At 59.7% G+C, this 21,391-nt stretch carries 14 protein-coding genes; 10 read left to right on the forward strand and 4 right to left on the reverse strand.

What is annotated here, in order from left to right; all coding sequences use genetic code 11:
* The first annotated feature begins 95 nt into the window (after window positions 1–95).
* The 5 genes from gltB (at window position 96) to ACRRQW_RS13535 (ending at window position 9,852) form a co-directional block, all read left to right on the forward strand.
* Entirely contained in the window at window positions 96–4,715 is a 4,620-nt protein-coding gene (gltB, locus tag ACRRQW_RS13515) for a glutamate synthase large subunit (protein ID WP_438482015.1), read from the forward strand.
* Between the two features lie 89 nt (window positions 4,716–4,804).
* Window positions 4,805–6,301: a glutamate synthase subunit beta gene (locus tag ACRRQW_RS13520; RefSeq protein WP_438482017.1), complete on the forward strand. Its 1,497-nt coding sequence runs from the start codon at window positions 4,805–4,807 to the stop codon at window positions 6,299–6,301.
* 411 nt (window positions 6,302–6,712) lie between these two features.
* Window positions 6,713–7,330 carry a hypothetical protein gene (locus ACRRQW_RS13525; protein WP_438482019.1) on the forward strand — a complete coding sequence of 206 codons (618 nt, stop codon included), beginning with the start codon at window positions 6,713–6,715 and terminating at the stop codon, window positions 7,328–7,330.
* Between the two features lie 85 nt (window positions 7,331–7,415).
* Window positions 7,416–8,630 carry a GAF domain-containing sensor histidine kinase gene (locus ACRRQW_RS13530; protein ID WP_438482021.1) on the forward strand — a complete coding sequence of 405 codons (1,215 nt, stop codon included), beginning with the start codon at window positions 7,416–7,418 and terminating at the stop codon, window positions 8,628–8,630.
* Window positions 8,631–8,793: 163 nt separating this feature from the next.
* Complete coding sequence (locus ACRRQW_RS13535) at window positions 8,794–9,852, forward strand: NAD(P)-dependent alcohol dehydrogenase (RefSeq protein WP_438482023.1); 1,059 nt, start codon at window positions 8,794–8,796, stop codon at window positions 9,850–9,852.
* Between the two features lie 98 nt (window positions 9,853–9,950).
* On the opposite strand, the gene ACRRQW_RS13540 is transcribed toward ACRRQW_RS13535, so the two are convergent.
* Both ACRRQW_RS13540 and ACRRQW_RS13545 read right to left on the reverse strand, forming a co-directional pair.
* Window positions 9,951–10,430 (reverse strand): response regulator, encoded by a 480-nt coding sequence (locus ACRRQW_RS13540; protein WP_438482024.1) that lies wholly within the window; start codon window positions 10,428–10,430, stop codon window positions 9,951–9,953.
* Window positions 10,427–13,135, reverse strand: coding sequence for an ATP-binding protein (locus tag ACRRQW_RS13545; protein WP_438482025.1), 2,709 nt, complete (start codon window positions 13,133–13,135; stop codon window positions 10,427–10,429). The genes ACRRQW_RS13540 and ACRRQW_RS13545 overlap by 4 nt, the downstream gene beginning before the upstream one ends.
* A 259-nt stretch (window positions 13,136–13,394) precedes the next feature.
* Here ACRRQW_RS13545 and ACRRQW_RS13550 point away from each other — a divergent pair, with 259 nt between their 5' ends.
* Together ACRRQW_RS13550 and ACRRQW_RS13555 are read left to right on the forward strand one after the other, a co-directional pair.
* The gene (locus tag ACRRQW_RS13550) at window positions 13,395–13,709 is read left to right on the forward strand and encodes a hypothetical protein (RefSeq protein ID WP_438482027.1); all 315 of its coding nucleotides are present in this window, start codon (window positions 13,395–13,397) and stop codon (window positions 13,707–13,709) included.
* Window positions 13,710–13,784: 75 nt separating this feature from the next.
* Entirely contained in the window at window positions 13,785–14,984 is a 1,200-nt protein-coding gene (locus ACRRQW_RS13555) for an esterase-like activity of phytase family protein (protein ID WP_438482028.1), read from the forward strand.
* Window positions 14,985–15,249: 265 nt separating this feature from the next.
* Here the strand turns inward: ACRRQW_RS13555 and ACRRQW_RS13560 are convergent, their stop codons facing one another.
* Both ACRRQW_RS13560 and proB read right to left on the reverse strand, forming a co-directional pair.
* The gene (locus tag ACRRQW_RS13560) at window positions 15,250–16,521 is read right to left on the reverse strand and encodes a glutamate-5-semialdehyde dehydrogenase (RefSeq protein WP_438482029.1); all 1,272 of its coding nucleotides are present in this window, start codon (window positions 16,519–16,521) and stop codon (window positions 15,250–15,252) included.
* Window positions 16,522–16,524: 3 nt separating this feature from the next.
* Window positions 16,525–17,292 (reverse strand): glutamate 5-kinase, encoded by a 768-nt coding sequence (gene proB / locus ACRRQW_RS13565; protein WP_438482030.1) that lies wholly within the window; start codon window positions 17,290–17,292, stop codon window positions 16,525–16,527.
* Between the two features lie 166 nt (window positions 17,293–17,458).
* On the opposite strand from proB, the gene ACRRQW_RS13570 reads away from it, so the two are divergent.
* From ACRRQW_RS13570 to thrA, 3 genes are read left to right on the forward strand one after another with little or no spacing between them, the layout of a single operon-like run.
* The gene (locus ACRRQW_RS13570; RefSeq protein ID WP_438482031.1) at window positions 17,459–17,587 is read left to right on the forward strand and encodes a hypothetical protein; all 129 of its coding nucleotides are present in this window, start codon (window positions 17,459–17,461) and stop codon (window positions 17,585–17,587) included.
* A gap of 27 nt (window positions 17,588–17,614) precedes the next feature.
* Window positions 17,615–18,685 (forward strand): alpha/beta fold hydrolase, encoded by a 1,071-nt coding sequence (locus tag ACRRQW_RS13575; protein WP_438482032.1) that lies wholly within the window; start codon window positions 17,615–17,617, stop codon window positions 18,683–18,685.
* Complete coding sequence (gene thrA / locus ACRRQW_RS13580) at window positions 18,682–21,180, forward strand: bifunctional aspartate kinase/homoserine dehydrogenase I (protein WP_438482033.1); 2,499 nt, start codon at window positions 18,682–18,684, stop codon at window positions 21,178–21,180. Before ACRRQW_RS13575 ends, thrA begins: the two co-directional genes overlap by 4 nt.
* Window positions 21,181–21,391 lie beyond the last annotated feature (211 nt).

Raw genomic sequence — 21,391 nt, forward strand, 5'->3', positions numbered from 1 at the left:
CGTTTCATAAACCGTCAAAATCCTTTACCCTCCTGATTGACTTTGCACAGTTGGCCGTCGCGCGTTTCGCGCTGGTCGTCTCCTCATACCTACAAATGTCCATTCCGAAAGATTCCGCCCGTTCTGGTCGTCCTGCGAAGCAAGGCCTTTACGATCCGTGGTTTGAACACGATGCCTGCGGCGTTGGGTTCATTGTCGATATGCACGGCCGAAAATCGCACAAGATGGTGTCCGACGGCCTGCAGATTCTGCGCAATCTCGACCATCGCGGCGCGAGCGGCGCGGAAATCAACACCGGCGACGGCGCAGGCATCCTGATTCAGGTGCCGCACAAGTTTTTCACGGAAGTCCTCAAAGGCGGTCGCTTCAAGCTGCCCGAAGCCGGCCAATACGGCGTCGGCCTGATTTTCCTCCCGCGCAACGCCACCGTCCGCCGCAAGGTCGAAGAGCGTTTCGAGCAAGTAGTGCAATCCGAAGGCCTGCAATTTCTCGGCTGGCGCACGGTGCCGACAAAGAATGCTTCCCTCGGTGACACCGCAAAATCCGCCGAACCGTTCATGCGCCAGTGTTTCATCGCCCGCGGCGGCGACCTCCTCGACGACCTCGCGTTCGAGCGCAAACTCTACGTCATCCGCAAGCGTGGCTATAACGACATCCGCACTTCCACCATCACCGGCGCGGAAGCGTGGTATGTCGCGAGCCTCTCGTCGCGCACCCTCGTTTACAAGGGCATGCTCACGACCGATCAGGTCGATAATTATTTCCCTGATTTGAAGCACCCGTCGATGGAATCGGCGCTGGCGCTCGTGCACTCGCGATTCTCGACGAATACCTTTCCCAGCTGGGAACGCGCGCACCCGTATCGTTACATCGCGCACAACGGCGAAATCAATACGCTCCGCGGCAACATCAACTGGATGCACGCGCGCCAGGCGTTGTTCGAAAGCCCGCTCTTCGGCGACGACATCAAGAAGATCATCCCGATCGTGAACCCCAACGGTTCCGACTCGTCGATGTTCGACAACACGCTCGAACTCCTCGTGCTCGCCGGCCGCCCGCTCGCGCACGCGATCATGATGATGATCCCCGAGCCGTGGTCCAACCACGAGGGCATGGATGAGGATCGCCGCGCGTTCTACCAATATCACTCGTGCTTGATGGAGCCGTGGGACGGCCCCGCTTCGATTGGTTTCACCGACGGCAAACAAATCGGCGCGATCCTCGATCGTAACGGCCTGCGTCCGTCGCGTTATTACGTTACCAAGGAAGGACAGGTCATCATGGCCTCCGAAGCCGGTGTGCTCGATTTCCCGCCTGACCAGATCGTCAAGAAAGGCCGCCTGCAGCCGGGCCGCATGTTCCTCATCGATACCGAACAAGGCCGCATCATCGAGGACGAGGAAATCAAGACCGCGATTGCGAAGGCACATCCGTATAAAGACTGGATCAAGCAGCACCTCGTGCACTTGAGCGATTTGCCGGAAGCCCCGCGCATCGATCCGCCGGATCACGAAACGCTACTCCAACGGCAGATCGCGTTCGGTTACACGTTCGAAGACGAGCGCGTGACCATTACGCCGATGGCGAAAGACGGCGTCGAAGCGATTGGCTCCATGGGCAATGACGCCGCGCTCGCGGTGCTCTCTAATCAGCCGCGCCTCCTCTACGATTACTTCAAACAGCTTTTCGCGCAGGTCACGAATCCGCCGATCGACTCGATTCGCGAAGAAATCGTCATCTCGCACGAAACCCGTCTCGGCTCCGAAGGTAACTTGCTCGTGCCGCAAGCGACCGCCGCCCGCCGCGTCGAGTTGAAGTGGCCGGTGCTCACGAACGAAGAGTTCGCGAAGATCCGCCGCACGAATTTGCCGGGCCTCAAGATGGGCATCCTGCCGATTCTCTTCCGCGTGAACCGTGGCGAGAAGGGCCTCGCGAAATCCATGGAGGAATTATTCCTCATGGCGCGCCGCCAAATCGAAGAAGACGAGTGCAACGTGCTCATTCTTTCTGATCGCGGTGTCACGAAAGACTACGCGCCGATCCCGTCGCTCCTCGCGATCGCGGGGCTGCATCACTTCCTGATTCGCGAAGGTCTCCGCACGCGCGTCTCGCTCGTGCTTGAAACCGGTGACGCGCGCGAGCCGCACCATTTCGCTCTGTTGATCGGTTACGGCTGTTCCGCGGTGAATCCTTACGTGGCGTTCGAGACCATCGACGACATGATCCGCGAAGGCATGCTCGTCGGCGTCGACCACAAGAAGGGTTGCGCGAATTTCGTCAAAGCGGCCTCGAAGGGCGTGATCAAAGTCATGTCCAAGATGGGCATTTCCTCGGTGCAATCCTACCGCGGCGCGCAAGTATTCGAAGCGCTTGGCCTGCGTCAGGACGTCATCGATCAATACTTCACCTGGACGCCTTCGCGTATTGGCGGCATCGGCCTCGATGTCATCGCGCAGGAAGTGCTGCTGCGTCACCGCGCGGCTTATCCGGATCGTCCGGTCAACGCCCATGTGTTGCCCGCGGGCGGTATTTTCCAATGGCGCGCGACGGGCGAAGCTCATTTGTTTACGCCAGAGTCGGTGCATGCGCTCCAAAAAGCGGTGCGCACGGGTGCGAAGACGCATTACCAGAATTACGCGAAGCTCGTTAACGACCAGTCGAAGGCACTGTGCACGCTGCGCAGCTTGCTCGATTTCACCGGCCAGACCCCGATCCCGATCGAAGAAGTCGAGCCGATCGAGAAAATCATGAGGCGCTTCAAGACGGGCGCGATGTCCTACGGCTCCATTTCGAAGGAAGCGCACGAGACGCTCGCCATCGCGATGAACCGCATCGGCGGCAAATCGAACACGGGCGAGGGCGGCGAAGACGCCGAACGCTTCACGTGGACGAATGAGCAGGGCGATTCGAAGAACTCCGCGATCAAACAAGTCGCGTCCGGTCGCTTCGGCGTCACGAGCGAATACCTCGTCAACGCGCGTGAAATCCAAATCAAGATGGCGCAGGGCGCGAAGCCCGGCGAAGGCGGCCAGTTGCCCGGCACCAAGGTTTATCCGTGGGTCGCCAAGACCCGTGGCACGACCGCCGGCGTGGGCCTCATTTCGCCGCCGCCGCACCACGACATCTACTCGATCGAAGATCTCGCGGAGCTCATCCACGATTTGAAAAATGCCAACAAAGACGCGCGCATCTCCGTGAAGCTCGTGTCTGAAGTCGGCGTCGGCACGATCGCCGCGGGTGTCGCGAAGGCGCACGCTGACGTCGTGCTCGTCTCCGGTTACGACGGCGGCACGGGCGCTTCGCCCATGACGTCGTTGCATCACGCGGGCCTCCCGTGGGAACTCGGTCTCGCCGAAACCCACCAGACGCTCGTGCTGAACAATCTCCGTTCGCGCATCGCCGTCGAAGCCGACGGTCAGATGAAGACCGGTCGTGACGTCATCATCGCCGCCTTGCTCGGCGCCGAGGAATTCGGTTTCGCGACCGCGCCGCTCGTAGCCACGGGCTGCATCATGATGCGCGTGTGCCATCTCAACACGTGCCCCGCCGGCGTCGCCACCCAGGACCCGCAACTCCGCGCGAAATTCGCCGGCAAGCCGGAACACGTCGTGAACTTCATGAAGTTCATCGCCGAAGACATGCGCGAAATCATGGCATCGCTTGGCTTCCGCACCATCGAGGAAATGGTCGGCCGCACTGACAAACTCGAAGGCCGCAAAGCCGTTGATCACTGGAAGGCCAAGGGCGTCGATCTCTCCAACATCCTTTATCAACCGGACGTCGGCCCCGAAATCGGTCGCTTCTGCCAGATGAAGCAAGACCACGGCATCGATCGTTCGCTCGACGTTACGACGTTGCTCAACCTCTGCGCTCCCGCGATTCAGTTTGGCGAGAAAGTCATCGCCGAACTTCCGATTCGAAATGTCAATCGCGTCACCGGCACGATCACATCCGGCGAGATCACCAAGAAATACGGCGCGAAAGGCATGCCTGAAGACACGATCAAGTTGAAGTTCACCGGTTCCGCCGGCCAGAGCTTCGGCGCATTCGTGACGCGCGGCATGACGCTCGCGATCGAAGGCGACGCGAACGACTACTTCGGCAAGGGCCTCTCCGGCGGTAAACTCATCATTTATCCGTCGCCGCAAGCCACGTTCAAGGCTGAGGAAAACATGATCATCGGCAACGTCGCCTTCTACGGCGCGAGCGCCGGTGAAGCTTACATCCGCGGCATGGCCGGCGAGCGTTTCGGCGTCCGCAATTCCGGCGTGACGGTGGTCGTCGAAGGCATCGGTGACAACGGTTGCGAATACATGACCGGCGGCAACGTCGTCGTCCTCGGCAAAGCCGGCCGCAATTTCGGCGCCGGCATGTCCGGCGGCATCGGTTACGTGCTGGACGAAGTCGGTGATTTCGCGACGCGCGTGAACAAACAAATGGTCGGCGTCAGCAAGCTCGAGGACCCCAAGGAAATCGCCGCCGTGCGCGCGATGGTGCAAAAACACCTCGACTACACGAAGAGCGAACGCGCCAGGGAAATCCTCGCGAACTGGGACGCCTTTGTGCCGAAGTTCGTGAAGGTGCTGCCGAAAGACTACGAGCGCATGCTCGCCTGTATCGACCGCGCCCGCGCGACCGGCCTCACCGGCGACGAAGCCATCATGGCCGCCTTCGAAGAAAACGCCCGCGACACGTCCCGCGTCGGCGGCAACTAACCAATCACCAATTTATTTTCACAGAAGCTAACGAAGCGAACGAAGTCCTTAGTTACCTTTGTTTCCTTCTGTAAAAACACTTTTCTAAAATGGGTAAGCCAACTGGTTTCATCGAATACCTCCGCGAACTTCCGACCGACCGCTCGCCGAACGAGCGCGTGCGCGACTGGAAAGAGTTTCATCACCACATGGATGAAAAGAAACTCCGCACGCAGGGTGCGCGCTGCATGGATTGCGGCGTGCCGTTTTGCCATAGCGGCAAACTCATCAGCAACATGGCGTCGGGCTGCCCGATCAACAACCTGATCCCCGAGTGGAACGATCTCGTTTACCGCGGCCTCTGGGAAGAAGCGCTGCACCGCTTGCACCGCACGAATAATTTCCCCGAATTCACCGGCCGCGTGTGCCCGGCGCCGTGCGAAGGTTCCTGCGTCCTCGGCATCAACAGCCCGCCGGTCACGATCAAGAACATCGAAGTCTCGATCATCGACAAGGGCTGGGATGAAGGCTGGGTCGCGCCGGAAACTCCGAAGGTCCGCACCGGCAAAAAGGTCGCCGTCATCGGCTCCGGTCCCGCGGGTCTCTCCGCCGCCGCGCAACTCAACAAGGCCGGCCACACAGTCACGGTTTACGAACGCGCCGATCGTCCGGGCGGTTTGCTCATGTATGGCATCCCGAACATGAAGCTCGATAAGAAGGATGTCGTTCTTCGCCGCATCAAGCTGCTCGAGCAGGAAGGCATCAAGTTCATCTGCAATGCGTCCGTCGGCACCGGCGAAAAAGACAACGTCGAGCCACAGCTCTTTTTGAAGGAATTCGACGCCACCGTCATCTGCACGGGCGCCACGCAACCGCGCGACCTCCCGATCGAAGGCCGCAAGCTCAACGGCGTGCACTTCGCGATGGAGTTTCTCACCGAGAACACCAAGGCCGTGCTCAACGGCCACGCCGACAAGGCCCCGATCAACGCGAAAGGGAAGGACGTTATCGTCCTCGGCGGTGGCGACACCGGCACTGACTGCGTCGGCACCTCGATGCGCCATGGCTGCAAGAGCGTCACGCAAATCGAAATTCTCCCGAAGCCGCCGACCGAGCGCGCCGCCGACAATCCCTGGCCCGAGTGGCCAAAGACCTACAAACTCGACTACGGCCAGGAAGAAGCCGCGGCGAAGTTCGGCGCCGACCCGCGCGTGTATCTCACGACCGTGAAAAAATTCATCGGCGACGAGCAGGGTCAGTTGAAGGAAATCGTCACCGTGCAAATCACCTGGGGCAAAAACGACAAAGGTCAGTTCGTCCCGCAGGAAGTCGCCGGTTCCGAGAAAACCATCCCCGCGCAACTCTGCTTGCTCGCGCTCGGTTTCCTCGGGCCGGAACAGGCGCTTCTTAAGGAAGTGAACCTCGAGACCGACGCCCGTTCGAACATCAAAGCCGAGCACGAGAAATACACGACCAACGTCAAAGGCATCTTTGCCGCCGGCGACTGCCGCCGCGGCCAAAGCCTCGTCGTCTGGGCCATCAACGAAGGCCGCGGCGCCGCCCGCGAGTGTGACCGCTATCTGATGGGTTCGACCGATCTGCCGTAACGTTAGTGTTCGACTCGCCGAGCCGTAGTTTCAGCGAAAGCTGGAAGCCGTGGTGTGCGCTCGTGCGATCGTTGTTTGACGGGTTCAACCGGACTCGCCGTAGCGCAGATTTAACAAGTCAACCCACTTCAGGCCCTCCAGTGACGGAGCGCCTTTTTTGTTTTTAATCCTCACGATTCGCATGCTGCTTTGATTGCTTCAACTATCGCCGAAAGAATTTCTTCCTCGGTAAAGTAGGCTTTGATCGCGTCGATTTCGCCTTCCGTTAGATCACTCGTCTGGCCCGACGAGGTTTTTAGCTGGCACGGTGTGTGTGTATTAATTCGAGCCATCATTGTCAGGTTCAATCCTACGTAGGCTCTGCGACCGCGTTGACAGAACTTTTGCGTCGGGTTTTAAATCGGCATGCGCATGAAGAGATTTTTCATCGCGGGTTGGGTGGTGGTGGGCGGAGTGCTGGCGGGGTGCAGTCACGACACTGCGGTGCCACCGGCGTCGGGCGCTCTAACCGCGTCGATGGAGACGATTGCGCCTAGGCCAACGCCTGAGATGAAAGCTGCCTCAATCACTTCAGTCAAAGATTCGCTGGCGCTCGAAAATTATCCGGGTTTGGCGACGCCCGATCCGCGGGTGGAGGCGTCTCACGCGCTCGATAAACTGACGGTGACCTCGATCAAAGTTACTGGTTACAACGTGAATTATGATCAGCAGCGCAAGGCCCTCATACTGGTTGAGCGGCGGTTTATGCGCCGCGATAGTTTTACTCGCCGGCAGATTTTATGGATGGCTCCGGGATATTTAGGGCGCATCATTACGCACATCGAAGGGGCGCCGTTGGCTTCGCTGGGTGAGAAGTGGCTGGAAGCCTTGTGGGACGGGCCGAATCCGGTGCGCATCACCGTGCAGCTGCAACACGGCAAAGGCGAAGTGGTGAATGCCTACACGAACGAAAGCACCGGGCAGGCTGCGAGTCGCGAGGTGTCGTCCGATGATCCCATTTGGCAACGGGCGATGGAGCATCGCGAGTGACGAACAGTCCGGTTGAGCTGGCCACTGCCAGAACCGGGGCGTGTTTTCCCTCGACTGAGTGATAAGCGAGGCGAAGTCTGACCGGATGTTGCCGCCAGATATTCAGCAGGACATCTTGACCGTCAGTCGGATTAGCGCGGTTCCTTCCATCTTGAAGGTGGTGTCGGAATTAACCGGGATGCGCGTGACCATGGTGTCGCGAGTGACGACGGATTCGTGGACGGCGTGTGCGGCTTACGATCGCGCGGGATTTGGTCTGGTGGTGGGGATGCAGTTGGATCTGACGACCACTTTTTGCAAAGGGGTATGCGAAAATAATCGGCCGGTCATCATCGAGCATTCTTCGGTCGATCCAATTTACCGGGATCACCCCACGCCGAAAATGTATAATATCGAGAGTTACATCTCGATTCCGATTAAGTGGCCCGACGGCGGGATGTTCGGCACGTTGTGCGCGCTCGACAGCCGGCCGATGAAAATCGATCCCAAGGTGGTCGCGTCGCTGACGCTGTTTACCGAACTGATTTCCAACCAGCTGCACTCGGAGGAGGTGCACGATGAAATCGCGCAGCGCTCGCGCGAGCTGGAACTTAAAATCGCGGAGCGCACGGCAAAACTTCAGGAAACGGTGTCGGAGCTCGAAACGTTTTCCTACAGCATTTCGCACGACATGCGCGGGCCGCTGCGGGCAATGCAAAGTTTCGCGCACATTCTCCTCGAGGAATGCGGCAGTCAGTTGAACGATTCCGGTAGAGACTATGTGCGGCGCATCATAGCCTCGGCTGATCGCATGGATCGGTTGATCCGGGATATTCTGGTGTTCAGTCGCGTTGGCCCCGCGGGAGTCGCTGCGGAAAAGATCGACCTGCAAGGGCTCATCGCCGGCATTCTCGAATCATATCCGCAGTTCGATTCCGCCGTGGCGGATATCCGCATCGTCGGGCCGCTGCCGGCGGTGCAAGGTAGCAGCGCGGCGCTGTCGATGGTCGTGTCCAATCTGCTGGATAATGCCGTTAAGTTTACGCCGCGCGGCACGCGCCCGGCCATCACCGTGTGGGCCGAAACCGTGGGCCCGCGCGTGCGAGTGTTTTTCAAAGACAACGGCGTCGGCATCGCGCGCGACCAGTGGGAAAAGATCTTCGGCATCTTCTATCGCCTCGATCAATCGGTCGCGGGCACGGGTATCGGTCTCTCCATCGTGAAAAAAGGAGTGGAGCGCATGGGCGGTATCGTGGGCCTGACTTCCGAAGTGGGGAAGGGCAGCACGTTCTATCTCGAATTGGCCCAGGCTGAAAATTAATGGCGGCGAGCAAACCCACGATCTTTACGCCGAGGACGACGAGAACGACCTCTTCTCCAAGCAGCGCGCTTTGCGGAAGCGATTTTATTTCTGGCCGGTGCTTTGCGACAATTTGATACAAAACTAAATTCGCTTCTGGCATCGGGCCGGCTAGCTTCAGCGCATGGCTACACCCACCTGTTATTCCACGAAGGCATTTTCCACCAGCAGCGCGAAGTCTCCGCTTGCTCCGGCCACCATCCAGCGTCGCGAACCGGGTGCGAGCGATGTGCAGATCGAAATTCTTTACTGCGGCGTCTGTCACTCTGATTTGCATTTCGCGCGTGATGAATGGCATTTCACGCAATATCCGGCGGTGCCAGGCCACGAGATCGTCGGTCGCGTGACGAAGGTCGGCAGCGGTGTCACCAAATTCAAAGTAGGCGACTCCGTGGGGGTAGGCTGTCTCGTTGATTCGTGTCGCACGTGCGCTGATTGCCAAAATGGACTCGAACAATTCTGCGCCGGCATGGTGATGACTTATGGCGGCATGGAAAAGCAGCTCAACGCGCCGACGCTCGGGGGTTATGCCCAAAGCATCGTGGTGACGGAAGAATTTGTGCTGCGCATGCCAGCGAATCTCGATCTCGCGGCTGCGGCGCCGTTGTTGTGCGCGGGCATCACGACGTATTCCCCGATGAAGCACTGGAAAGTCGGCGCCGGTCAAAAAGTCGGGATCGTGGGCTTGGGTGGTCTCGGCCACATGGGCGTGAAATTTGCGCGCGCGTTCGGCGCGCACGTGGTGTTGTTTACGACGTCGCCGAACAAAGTCGAAGATGCGAAACGCCTCGGCGCGCATGAAGTCGTCGTCTCAAAAGATGAAAAGCAAATGGCCGCGCACGCGGGTAGTTTCGATTTCATCCTCGATGCGGTTTCGGCGGAGCACGACATCAACGCCTACATGAATCTCTTGAAGCGTGACGGAAATCTCGTGCTCGTCGGCGCACCGGAAAAACCGTTGCCCGTGGCGGCGTTCCCGTTGCTGTTTCGGCGTCGTTCGCTTTCCGGGTCGTTGATCGGTGGTTTGCCGGAGACGCAGGAGATGTTGGATTTCTGCGGGCAGCATAACATCACCAGCGACGTTGAAATGATCCGCATGGATCAGATCAACGAGGCCTACGAGCGCATGCTCAAGAGCGACGTGAAATATCGCTTCGTGATCGATATGGCGTCGCTGAAGTAAGGCGAAAAGCCGAGCGTATCGAGGTAGGGCCCGACCTCCGGGCGGGCCACCGTGTAGAATAATATTTCTCGGGCCGCTCGGAGATCGGCCCTTGCGATTTAAACGTCCTCTGCGTCTTCGCTGATACTGCCGGGGAGGGTGACCCACGCATCACTGGCGACGAGCGCGGTGCAGACTGGACGGAGGGCTTCGATTAGCGCGCGGAGTTCGTCGAGATTGCTGGGTTTTACCACATAGCCATTTGCCCCGCGTGAACGGGCGGCGTCGATATCGCGCTTCTGACTCGACGATGAAAACATCACCACTGGCACATGGCGGAAATCCTGTCGCGCGCGAATCCACGAGAGCAATTCGAGGCCGTTGACGAAGGGCATTTTGACATCGATCAAAATGAGGCACGGCATTTTCGGGTGCGATGGGCCGTGACCGACGAGGGATTCGAGGTGCGTGATGGCTTCGCGCCCATTCGGCATGACAACCAGCGGGTGCGTCATGTGCGCTTTCGTGAACGAACGGCGCATCAGGAAGACATCGTCCTCCGTATCCTCGACGTAAATGACCGGTGCGGGCTGGCTCATGAAGCGTCCTCCCGCGCAATCGGCAGATGCAGGTGGAACGTGCTGCCGTGGCCCGGTTGCGAATCGACGGTCACCGTGCCGCCCATGCGATCGATAGCCTTGCGCACGATGGCGAGGCCGATGCCGGTGCCTTCGTAAGTGGTATCAAGACGATAGAACGCGCCAAAAATTTTGTCCTGCATACTTTTTTCAATGCCGATGCCGTTATCTTCGATGTGCACGTGGGCGGTTTTATCGTCAGCCTCGCCGTAAATGCGCACGAGCGGGGTCGTGCCCGGCGCGACAAACTTAAGCGCGTTGCCGATGAGATTGGCGAAACACTGCGTGAGCGCGGCGGTGTTGCCCAATACGACTGGCAATGGCGACTCGACTACGATTTCCGCGTGCTCGAATTCCGGGTAGCCTTCCAGCAAACCAACGAGAAATCCTTCCAGCGCGATGGGCTCGATCGGGAGCTCATTGCGCACGAGCAGACTGTATTCGAGCACGTCCTGGATGACTTGATCCATGCGGCCTGCGGCGGTCACGATGCGACGGATGTAATCCTGTCCGAGGACATTTAATTCCGCGCCGCAATCTTCCTGCAGAGCCTGGGCGAAACTGCGCATGACGCGGAGCGGGCCGCGCAAATCGTGCGACACGCTGTAGGAAAAGGCTTCGAGCTCGGAGACCGTTTCTTGCAAACGCGCGGTGCGTTCAGCGACGGTTTGTTCGAGGACGTTGGCGTGTTGTTCGAGACCACGTTGCGCGGTGGCGAGTTCCTGCACGACATTTTGCAAGTCACGCTCGCGGTCGGCAAGTTCACGCGTGACCCGCGTGCGCTCGATGGATTCCCAACAGCGGTTGGCGACGGAGACGAGCATCTCGACTTCGTGCGGTTGCCAGAGGCGCGGCGTAGTTTGGTGCACGGCCATTCCCGCGACAAAGCGGCCGGCTTTGTGCAATGGCACACAAATAACCGAGCGAATCTGCGTAGCGACAAAGGCATCGCGAACGGACGCGGTGCGCGGATCAGCAAAAGTGTCCTCAACGATAAAGGGTTCTCCGGCGTGCATCTGGCGCACGCACTCTTCTCCAAACTGATCGAAACGATAACGACCGACGATGCTCGGCACGCGGAAATTGTAATCACCGAGGATATCGAAAGTGTTTTGATCCTCATGCACGTGAGCGTAGGCGCAGCGATTGACGGCGAGTTGCTTGCCGAGGAGTTGAGCCGATTTTTGCGTGATCTCTTGCGCGTCGGTCATCGGGCGCGTGGCGTCGTCGAGCGCGATGAGCAATTGATCGCGGTCGACGCGACGCCGACGTTCGCTTTCGTCGCGCGTGGTGCCGGCGATGAATTCCACTTCGCCATTTTTGCCGAGAACCGGCATGAAAATATAATCGTAGATGCCCGAGATGCCACTCCCGCCGGTGAAAGGCACTTCACCGCGGAAGGGCTGCTTGGTGGCGATGACTTGCGCGATTTCGCGCATGTGCATGTCCGCGTGCCAGGTGGGATAGCCGAGTTCGTAGAAATTTTTCCCGACGATCTCGGCGAGAGTTTTGCCATACAAGCGCTGCAAGCTGCGATTCGCGTAAACGAACCGGCCGCGCGTGTCCCAGATATAAGCGAAGTCCTCGGTCGACGAGAGGACTGTTTCGTAAATTTTGGTGAGTCGTTCGGATTCGTATTCGGCGTCGCGCCGCTCTATCTCGGCGCGTTTGCGATCGTTGATGTCCACGAGCACACCGGTGAAGTGTGAAGGTTTCCCAGTGGAATCAAAGGTGATGCGCCCGCGCGCCCGCACCCAGATTTCCCGGCCATCGCGCACCACGCGGTAGTCCGCTTCGTAGTGCTCGCCGGTTTCGAGCGTGCGCTGGATGCGCTTCATCACCTCAGGCAGGTCGTCCGCGTGGATGCGCGCGGTGAATTGCTGCAGCCGGTGTTCCGGCGTGGCGCGCAAATCCTCGCCGAAAATGCGGTAGAAGTTGTCGTCGCCGTCGACGCGATTCGTCGGCACGTCCCACTCGTAAAGGCTGATTTCGCTGGCGAGCAGCGCGGCGTCGAGGCGCTGTTTTACCTGGGAAAGTTCGTCGACGACGCGCAAGCGCTCGCGCTCCTCATCCGACGCGGCTTGGCGACCGGATTCCACTTCTGAGCTTCTGGCCATGGCTTGGACGGCCAGCGCGGCGAACTGGGAAAGGCTCGTCGTAATACGCAGATCCTCGCGATCGAAATGCTGACTGTTGTCATGAGTCGCCACCCACACGGTGCCGATCGGAACACCACGATTGTAGAAAGGCACGAGCAGCACTTCCTCGACGGGGATTTTCAAATCATTGATGTAAGGATAGGCGCGCTCGGGACGCACCATGAGTTGCGGAGTGTTTTCGTCGAGCACGACGCCGCACGGACTAAATGAGCGAGGGAGTGTCGCATTGCGCAAAGGCGCGAACTCTCCCGAGGTCGCCACCCAGCGGAACTGGCTTTGGCCTTCGTGTTCTTCTGACAAACTGATGCCGGCGGAGCCCGCGCGACAAAGTGGGCGAATCAGGTCGACGAGGCCTTGAAAGATTTTTTGGGGTTCCTCCGCCATCGTGCGGGCGAGGGTGGTGAGCGCCTCGGTTTCGCTGCGATAGTCGGCGGTGTGCGAAGGGCGCCATTTTAAATCTTCCGTGCGCACGACTTCTTTTAAAATAGCGGGGTCAGCGCGTGGCATGGAATGAGTGGAAGCAGCGGAGGTTGGGTGGCTGGGCACAACGGAAGCGATTTGTGCTGATTCAAGGTGGCGCGCGTGCGCACGCAAAAAATAAACCCTCGGAGAATCTCCTAACCTGCTACCGGAAAAACGAATTCTAGCCGTAGCCGATGATCCAGACGACAAAGATAAATCGCTATTTTTGGCAGGTTGGCGTCGAATCCGCTCTTAAACTGGTCGAAGGCGCTCACTGCTGCCGGCCACCCTCGATCCACTTTTCATGTTTCTTACCATCAATCTGCCGGGACATCCCCGTCCAAGTCACGTCATCGATACTGCCGCCGGGCGTTTCACGCTCATCTATGCGCAGCGTCCTGCGCTCAACGGCGAAACCGCGTATGCGCTGCGCGCGGTGAGCGGCCTGCAATTCGACATGACCGGCTACTATTTGATACATAACCTGGAGAGCAGTCTGCGTCGCGGGATCAAGCTGTTTTGCCCGGGGCGCCGCACGGAAGTCGATGCCATCGTGGCGGCGTTGATTCGCGACGGCCTCGCCAAGGAATCCACGCAAGCGCAGCCGCCGTTGCGTTAAGGGCGGTGAGTGGGTGGGTGGGGCGAAAAGATTTCCGCTGCAAAATAGCGGCGCGTTCCTAACCTGCGCTGCTTCATGAAAGTTTTCCGTTCTATCGTCAGTGATTTTTCGAAAGCGGTTGTGGTTGGCTTGCTGGGCATGCTGGTGGGTTGCACGTCCATCAATCGTGCGCCCGCTGAAAACGGCATCGCGGAACTGCGGTTGATCGGTGTGCAGACGGTTGCGAAAGATAAATTTCAAGAGACCGGCGTCGGCGGGTTCTCGGGACTGGATTACGATCGGGCGAATGACGCGTGGGTTGCGATCAGCGACGATAAATCGGATCAAGGCCCGGGGCGTTTCTACACGGTAAAACTCGACTACGACGAAAAGGAATTTCGCAGTGCGCGCGTGACTGCGGTGCAAGCGCTGCGGCAACCTGACGGCAGCGATTACCCCAACGAACGAAACGCCAAGCCCAGCGATGTCGTGCCTGATTTCGAAGCCATTCGCCTCGATCCGCGCGACGGCAGCGTGTGGTATACGCATGAAGGGTTGCGCCGCCCGCAAACCGATCCCCTGGTGCGTCACGCGAAGCGCGATGGCACGTTTCTCGCGGACATGCCCACGCCGCCTCAGTTGAAATTTGCGAAAGAGAAGGGAAGCGGCCCGCGTTTTAACGAGACGTTCGAGGGCCTTAGTTTTTCGACCGACGGCAATTCTTTGTGGGTCGGAATGGAAGGGGCACTGCAACAAGACCGTGCGCCGGCCGGTTCGGGCACGCGCGATCCGGCACGCTTCACGGAGTTTGATCGCGAAGGGAAAATCCTCCGCCAAATCGCTTATGTGCGCGATCCGATCGTGCCAAAAATTGCGGCCGAAGAACTGGCGGACAATGGCGTGTCGGAAATTTTCGCGGTGTCGCGTGATACATTACTGGTGCTTGAGCGTTCTGGTTCGCGCACGGCGTCGGACAACGTGTGGCGCTTCGGCGCACTTTTATTCGAGGCGAAACTCAGCGCAGCCGATGATGTTGCCGCGGTGGCGTCGCTCGGCGATGCACCGGTGAAAGCGGCGACGAAACGCTTGCTCTACAATTTCGACAGCGCCGGTCAGCCGCACATTGATAATCTCGAATGCATCGCGTTGGGTCGAAAGCTACCGAATGGGCACGACACGCTCGTGATCGCGTCCGATGATAATTTTACCGCACGGCAAGTGAACCAGTTCTGGGTCTTTGAAATTATCCCTGCGAAAAATTCTCAGATGAAGCGGTGGCGGCGTAATTCTCCTTAAGGGGCTAGGGTGTGATGCACTGACTCGATCGGGATTTAACCTCAGGTTCCCTTAAAAAACCGAAATTGTCGCAAATTTGTGACGCGTCGCTAGCGGGAAAATGCGTGACGACGGTCTGTTATTTCAACTAACTGCCTTTCGAGGGCACTAATTAACGGTTGGTCGCCCTCACTAAGTTAGAAAATAATAGCCGCTGCCTGATGAAACCGGGCAGCGGCTTTGTTTTGCCCTGCAAGTGAAATGTGGCCCGGCCGTGCTGGCCGGACTATTGCCGGATTTGGCCGTCTCCACGCACGATGTATTTATACGAAGTCAGTTCTTCGAGTCCCATCGGGCCGCGTGCGTGCAAGCGATCCGTGCTGATGCCGATCTCAGCGCCGAAACCAAATTCGTAGCCGTCGTTGAAACGCGTGGACGCATTCCACAACACGACCGCGCTATCGACGCCGGCGAGAAATTGTTCCGCCGTGGCGCTGTCGCGCGTGACGATCGTGTCGGTGTGATGCGAGCCGTTCGTTTCGATGTGCTCGATCGCGGCCTCGACTCCGTCGACAATTTTCACCGCGAGAATGAGCGCGAGGAATTCCGTTTTAAAATCGTCGGCGTTTGCGACTGTGGCGGGGACGCCCGCTTGGGTGAGGAGCGCGAGTGCGTGCGGTTCGGCGCGGAGCTGCACTTTACGCTCCGTAAGGGCGCGACCGGCTTGTGCGAGGAACGTGTCGGCAATGTCGCGGTGCACGAGAATGGTTTCGAGTGCGTTGCACACGCCGGGACGCGAACATTTGCCGTTGATGGCGATCTCGGTCGCCATCGCGAGATCGGCCTCGCGGTCGACGTAGAGCGTGCAGATGCCGTCATAATGTTTGATGACGGGGACGCGCGCGGATTTGACGACGGCTTCGATGAGGCCTTTGCCGCCGCGCGGAATGAGCAGATCGATCACGCCCACGGCTTCGCCGAGCAGGCGCACCGTGTCGCGATCCGTGACGGGCACGAGTTGCACCGCGTGCGCGGGCAAGCCGGCTTTGGCGAGGCCGCGCGCGAGTGCGGTCGCGATCGCCAAGTTCGAGCGCAACGCTTCCGAACCGCCGCGGAGAATCACGGCGTTCCCGCTCTTCAAACACAAGCCGGCGGCGTCACACGTGACGTTGGGACGCGACTCGTAAATGAAACCGATGACGCCGAGCGGCACGCGCACTTTGGCGATTTGCAGTCCGTTGGGTTGCGTCCATTCGCGAATTTTCTGGCCGACGGGGTGGGGCAGTGACGCGACTTGGCGCAAGCCTTCGGCGCAGGCGAGCAAGCGTTTCGGAGTGAGCGTGAGGCGATCAACGAGCGCGGGCGTTTGGCCGTTGGCAAGTGCAGCGGAAACATCGGCAGCGTTGGCCGTGATGATGGCGTCTTGGGCCGCGAGAAGTTCATCGGCCATCGCACGCAAGGCGTCGTCGATGCGCGCGGCCGGCGTCGTGGCGAGCGACCTTGCCGCGACGCGGGCTTGTTGGCCGAGTTGGGCGATGAGTTGGACGAGATCGGCCATCGCTTACTTGGACTTTACCGGGAAGGTCGTGCCCACACGTTTGCCGGCGACGATTTCGTAAACGAGCCCCGCTTTGCGTCCGCTGGCGATGTGGACGGCGATGCCGGCTTTCACGGCGAGTTGCGCGGCTTGGAGTTTTGTGACCATGCCGCCGGTCGAGGTCGCGCCTTTGTCGGAACGGACAAGGCTGGCGACGTCGTCGAAATTTTTCACGAGCGGCACAACCTTGCCGTCCTTGTCCTGCAAACCATCGACGCTGGTCAGGATGATGAGCGTGTCGGCTTCGATCAGGATCGCGACTTCGGCGGAGAGGCGGTCATTGTCGCCGAAGTTGAGTTCCTCGGTCGCGACGGTGTCGTTCTCGTTGATGATTGGGACGACGCCGCTTTTGAGCAAATGGGTGAGGGTGGCGCGCGCGTTATGATGGCGCGTGCGGCTGTCGAGATCGCTGTAAGTGAGCAATAGTTGCGCGACGGCGATCCCCTGGCGCGAAAACTCCGCGGCGTAGGCGTGCATGAGCTGGGACTGGCCGACGGCGGCGCAGGCTTGCTTGGCGGCGAGTTCCTTCGGTCGGGAGGTGAGGTCGAGCGTGGCGAGTCCAGCCGCGACGGCGCCGCTGGAAACGATGACACACTCGTGGCCGGCGCGGACGAGCGCGCCAACTTCGCGGGCGAGCCGGGCAATCTGCTTGCGGCTCAGACCAATGCCGCCTTCGGAGGCCAAGATGCCGGAGCCGAATTTGAGCACGATGCGTTGGGAACGTTTAGCCATGAACGGAGGAGCGTAGCCAGCGACCGTTCGTCAACAAGCCGGAATCCTCAAGTCGCTCGCTATGACACGTTACAGCGGGCACGCTTCCAGCTATGACAGCTTGACGCCTTGTCTCGACTTGCAGCGCGGCGACGCTTATCCCCAACACAAATAAACGATTAACGTCATGAATTCCTTTAACGCCAAACTTCCCACTCATAGCAAATGCCCCGCAAATAATGGCGGCGATTACGTGACGGAAGGCATGACGGGTATGCAACAATCGATCCTCGGCGTTTCGACGCCGGCTGCGTGAAATGGAAGCAAACTGCCGACCATTCTCATGCCGACTGTTGCCGCGTTACCGCGTTCCTTTGAACTGGCTTTGCCAGACCTCGCGCTCGCGCGCGGAGGGGTAGTTCATCAGCACCGCTCCGCCGGGTGGTGGTGGAGTCGCGAAGGAGATACGCCTGAATCGTTACAAGCCGATGTGCCTACGGTGCTCATCGTGCATGCGCTCACGGGTAGCGCCCAAGCCGGCGGGCCCGGCGGTTGGTGGGAGCCGTTGATCGGCCCCGGCAAACCGCTCGATCCCGCGCAGTTTCGCCTGATTTGTTTTAATAATCTCGGTTCATGCTACGGCAGCAGCGGTCCGGGCGTCGCGGGTTTTCCGGCGGACGAAACCGTCGATCTTACCGGTGTCGATATCGCGAAAGCGCAGATTCTCGCGCTCGATAAACTCGGCATCGATCGCGTGCACCTCACGACGGGCGGCTCACTCGGTGGCATGATTACGCTCACGCTTGCCGCGATCGCGCCAAAACGGTTTGAACGGATTTTGCCGCTCGCAACGAGCGTGTCGGCGAGTGCGTGGGTCGTCGGTTGGAATCACGTGGCACGGCAGATTTTGCGGCTCGATCCCGGTTACCCGCACAACGTCGGTCGCGGCCTCGAGATCGCGCGTCAGCTCGCGATTCTGACCTATCGCGCCGAGCCCGGCCTCGATGCGCGGCAACCGCGTCCAGTCCTCAGCAAAGGTGCGGACACGGGTTATCCCGTGCAAAGTTACCTCGAGCATCAAGGCCGCAAACTGCGCAGTCGTTTCGCCGCGCGCGCTTACGAACTGCAACTTGCCGCGATGGACCACCACGATCTCACGCAACCGTTGCCGGGCGACACCGTGCCGGCGATTTCGCGCGTGCGCGCCTCGACGGAGGTCGTCGATGTCGACACCGACCAGCTTTTCACGCCCGCACAAGCCGCCGTCCTAGCGCAGCAATTACGTGCGAGCGGCGCGAAAGTTGAGCGCACGACGGTGAAGAGTATTCACGGCCACGATGCTTTTTTAATCGAGTGGGGTTCACTCGCTCCCATCTTAACCCGCGCGCTGCAACTGCAGGCACCCACACTATGAGCGAAGGCTGGCAGGTTTATAAATTTGGTGGTTCATCGGTCGGCACTTCGGGGCGTTTGCCCAAAGTGCTCGAGCTCATCGCGGCGGCGCCGAAGCCATTGACGGTTGTCGTTTCCGCGCTCGGCGACAGCACGGATTGGTTGATCTTGTCCGCGCGCTCGGCGGAGGAAGGTAACATTTCCCAAGCGCGCCGTCAGCTCACGCAAGTGCGCGAACTCGCCGCGAACACTGCGCGCACGGTGATGAACGCGCAGAATCAAAAAGGGTTTAAATACGACCTCGATGAAATCCTGACGCCGGTCGAGCGCTTGTTGTCGGGTATCGAGCTCACGCGCGAATGCTCACCGCGCACGCTCGACTCGATCATCAGCGTCGGTGAACGCATTTCCGTTACCTTGCTCGCGCGCGCTTTGTGCGAGCGCGACGTCGCGGCGATTCCCGTCGATGCTCGCGATTTCGTTGTGACCGACAACACGTTCGGCGCTGCGGCGGTGGACAAAGCCGAAACGAAAGTGAAGTTCGCCGCAGTGACGGAAAAATGGCCGGCGAACACGGTGGCAGTGGTGACCGGTTTCATTGGCCGCACGCGCGATGGCCAGACGACTACGCTTGGTCGCAATGGTTCCGACTACACCGCGACGCTCGTGGCCGGTTTGCTCAAAGCCACCGCCGTCACGGTGTGGACAGATGTGCTTGGCGTGATGACGGCGGACCCGTCGCTCGTGCGCGAGGCCGTGCCGGTGGATCGACTTTCTTATGACGAAGCGCTCGAGCTCGCCTATTTCGGCACGCGCATGTTTCACCCGCGCACGATCATTCCGTTGCGCGAATGCGGCGCGGCGCTCGTCATCCGTAGCACCACTCAGCCTGACGCTCCCGGCACGCGCATCGACGCGACCGGCAATCCTGATCCGAATCGTCCGACGTGCGTCACGAGTTTGGAGCGTCTCACTTTGCTCGGCGTGCAATCGCGCCGCACGGGGCTCGGTCGCCCGGTGGGCGGTCGCATCGTCGCCGCGCTGAACGAAGCCGGCGTGCGTGTGTGGATGACCACCGAGTCGACGCTCGGGCAATCGTTCTCCGTCGTAATTCCTGAAATGGACGAAGCGCGCGCGAAGCAGAGCATTTCTGAAGCAATCGCGCCGGAAATCCAGTCGGGCGACTTGCGCATCGAGCCGGTGATTTCGCCGGTCACGCTCGTCACGCTTGTCGGTGAAAATATGGGCAAGCGTCCGAATGTCGCGGGACATTTTCTTAATTCGATTGGCTCGGTTGGTATCTCGGTGCGCGCGGTCGCGCAGGGCGCTTCCTCGCGCAGCATTTCATGCGTCGTCGATGCAGACCAAACCGCAACAGCGGTGCGCACGGTGCACGGCGCGTTCAATCTCGCGCACACGCAAATCAGCGTGCTGCTCCTCGGCAAGGGTGTCGTCGGCGGTAGTCTGCTGAAACAAATCAATCGTCAGAACCAAGCACTCGGTCGCGAGCACGACGTGCAAGTGCGCCTCGTCGGCATCGGTTCAAGCAAGGGCGCGTTATTCGACGCGGACGGGTTGCCGCCGGTTGAAGCCGTTGCGTTGCTCGAAAAAGCGCTCGTGGAAGGAAAAGTCGTGAGCGACGTCAGCACGTTGTTGCGCAAACTCTCGCAGCTGCCAAATCCGGTGCTCGTCGATTGCTCGGCGGCGCCCGGCATGGAAAAAATTTACAGCGCCGCGTTTGCGGAAGGCATCAACGTCGTCTCGGCGAACAAACAACCGCTCGCGCTGCCGCAGCCCGAACGGCTGGCGTTGCTCGGCGCGGCCCGGAAAAATTTCCGCGCCTATCACTACGAGACGACGGTCGGCGCTGCGCTTCCCGTGATCGAGACGCTCAAGAATCTCGTGCGCACGGGCGATCACGTGATTTCGATCGAAGGCGCATTTTCGGGCACGCTCGGTTTCCTGTGTGATCGCCTCGTGCAAGGTGATCCGCTGTCCGTCGCGGTGCGCAAAGCGAAGGACCTTGGCTATACCGAGCCGCACCCGCGTGACGATTTGTCGGGCCTCGATGTGGCGCGCAAAGCGATCATCCTCGCGCGTGAACTTGGTCTGCAAGTCGAGTTGACGGATGTCGTGCTTGAGCCGCTCGTGCCGGCCGAACATTTGCGCGAAGACGACCCGGAGAAATTCCTGCAATCGTTGGCGGCACTCGACGCGAAGTTTGCCGAAAAAGTCTCCGCCTGCATCGCCCAAGGCAAATTGCCGCGTTATCTCGCGCGCATTACGCCCGGTGCGGAAGGCGCGAAAGTCACCGTCGGCCCGGTCGAAGTCGAAGCGACGCATCCGGCGGCCTCGTTGCGCGGTTCGGAAGCTTTTGTCGCGTTTCAAACTGAGCGCTACCGCCAATACCCGTTGGTGGTGCGCGGCGCGGGCGCGGGCGGCGACGTCACCGCAGGCGGCGTGCTGGCGGACATTTTGCGGCTTGCGCAGAATATCCGGGGCCGGCGCGCGACGTGAGTTCGTATCATTTTTGATACGTTTTCATTCAATTTTTGCTCTGAACCGTTACGGACTCCCCGTATTTAAGCCTGGTTGTCAAAAAGTGAGAAACGAAGATTGACAGGAGCGGGGGAGTTTGGGCACGTTCTAGCCCGTCCCGCATGTTTTCTCTCGTAGCCATTGCCCTTATTACCGTAGTCGCCGCAATTGTAGCGGTGGCCACGACACC

Origin of the sequence: Oleiharenicola lentus, from assembly GCF_051660365.1 — a bacterium.
Taxonomy (GTDB): domain Bacteria; phylum Verrucomicrobiota; class Verrucomicrobiia; order Opitutales; family Opitutaceae; genus Lacunisphaera; species Lacunisphaera lenta_A.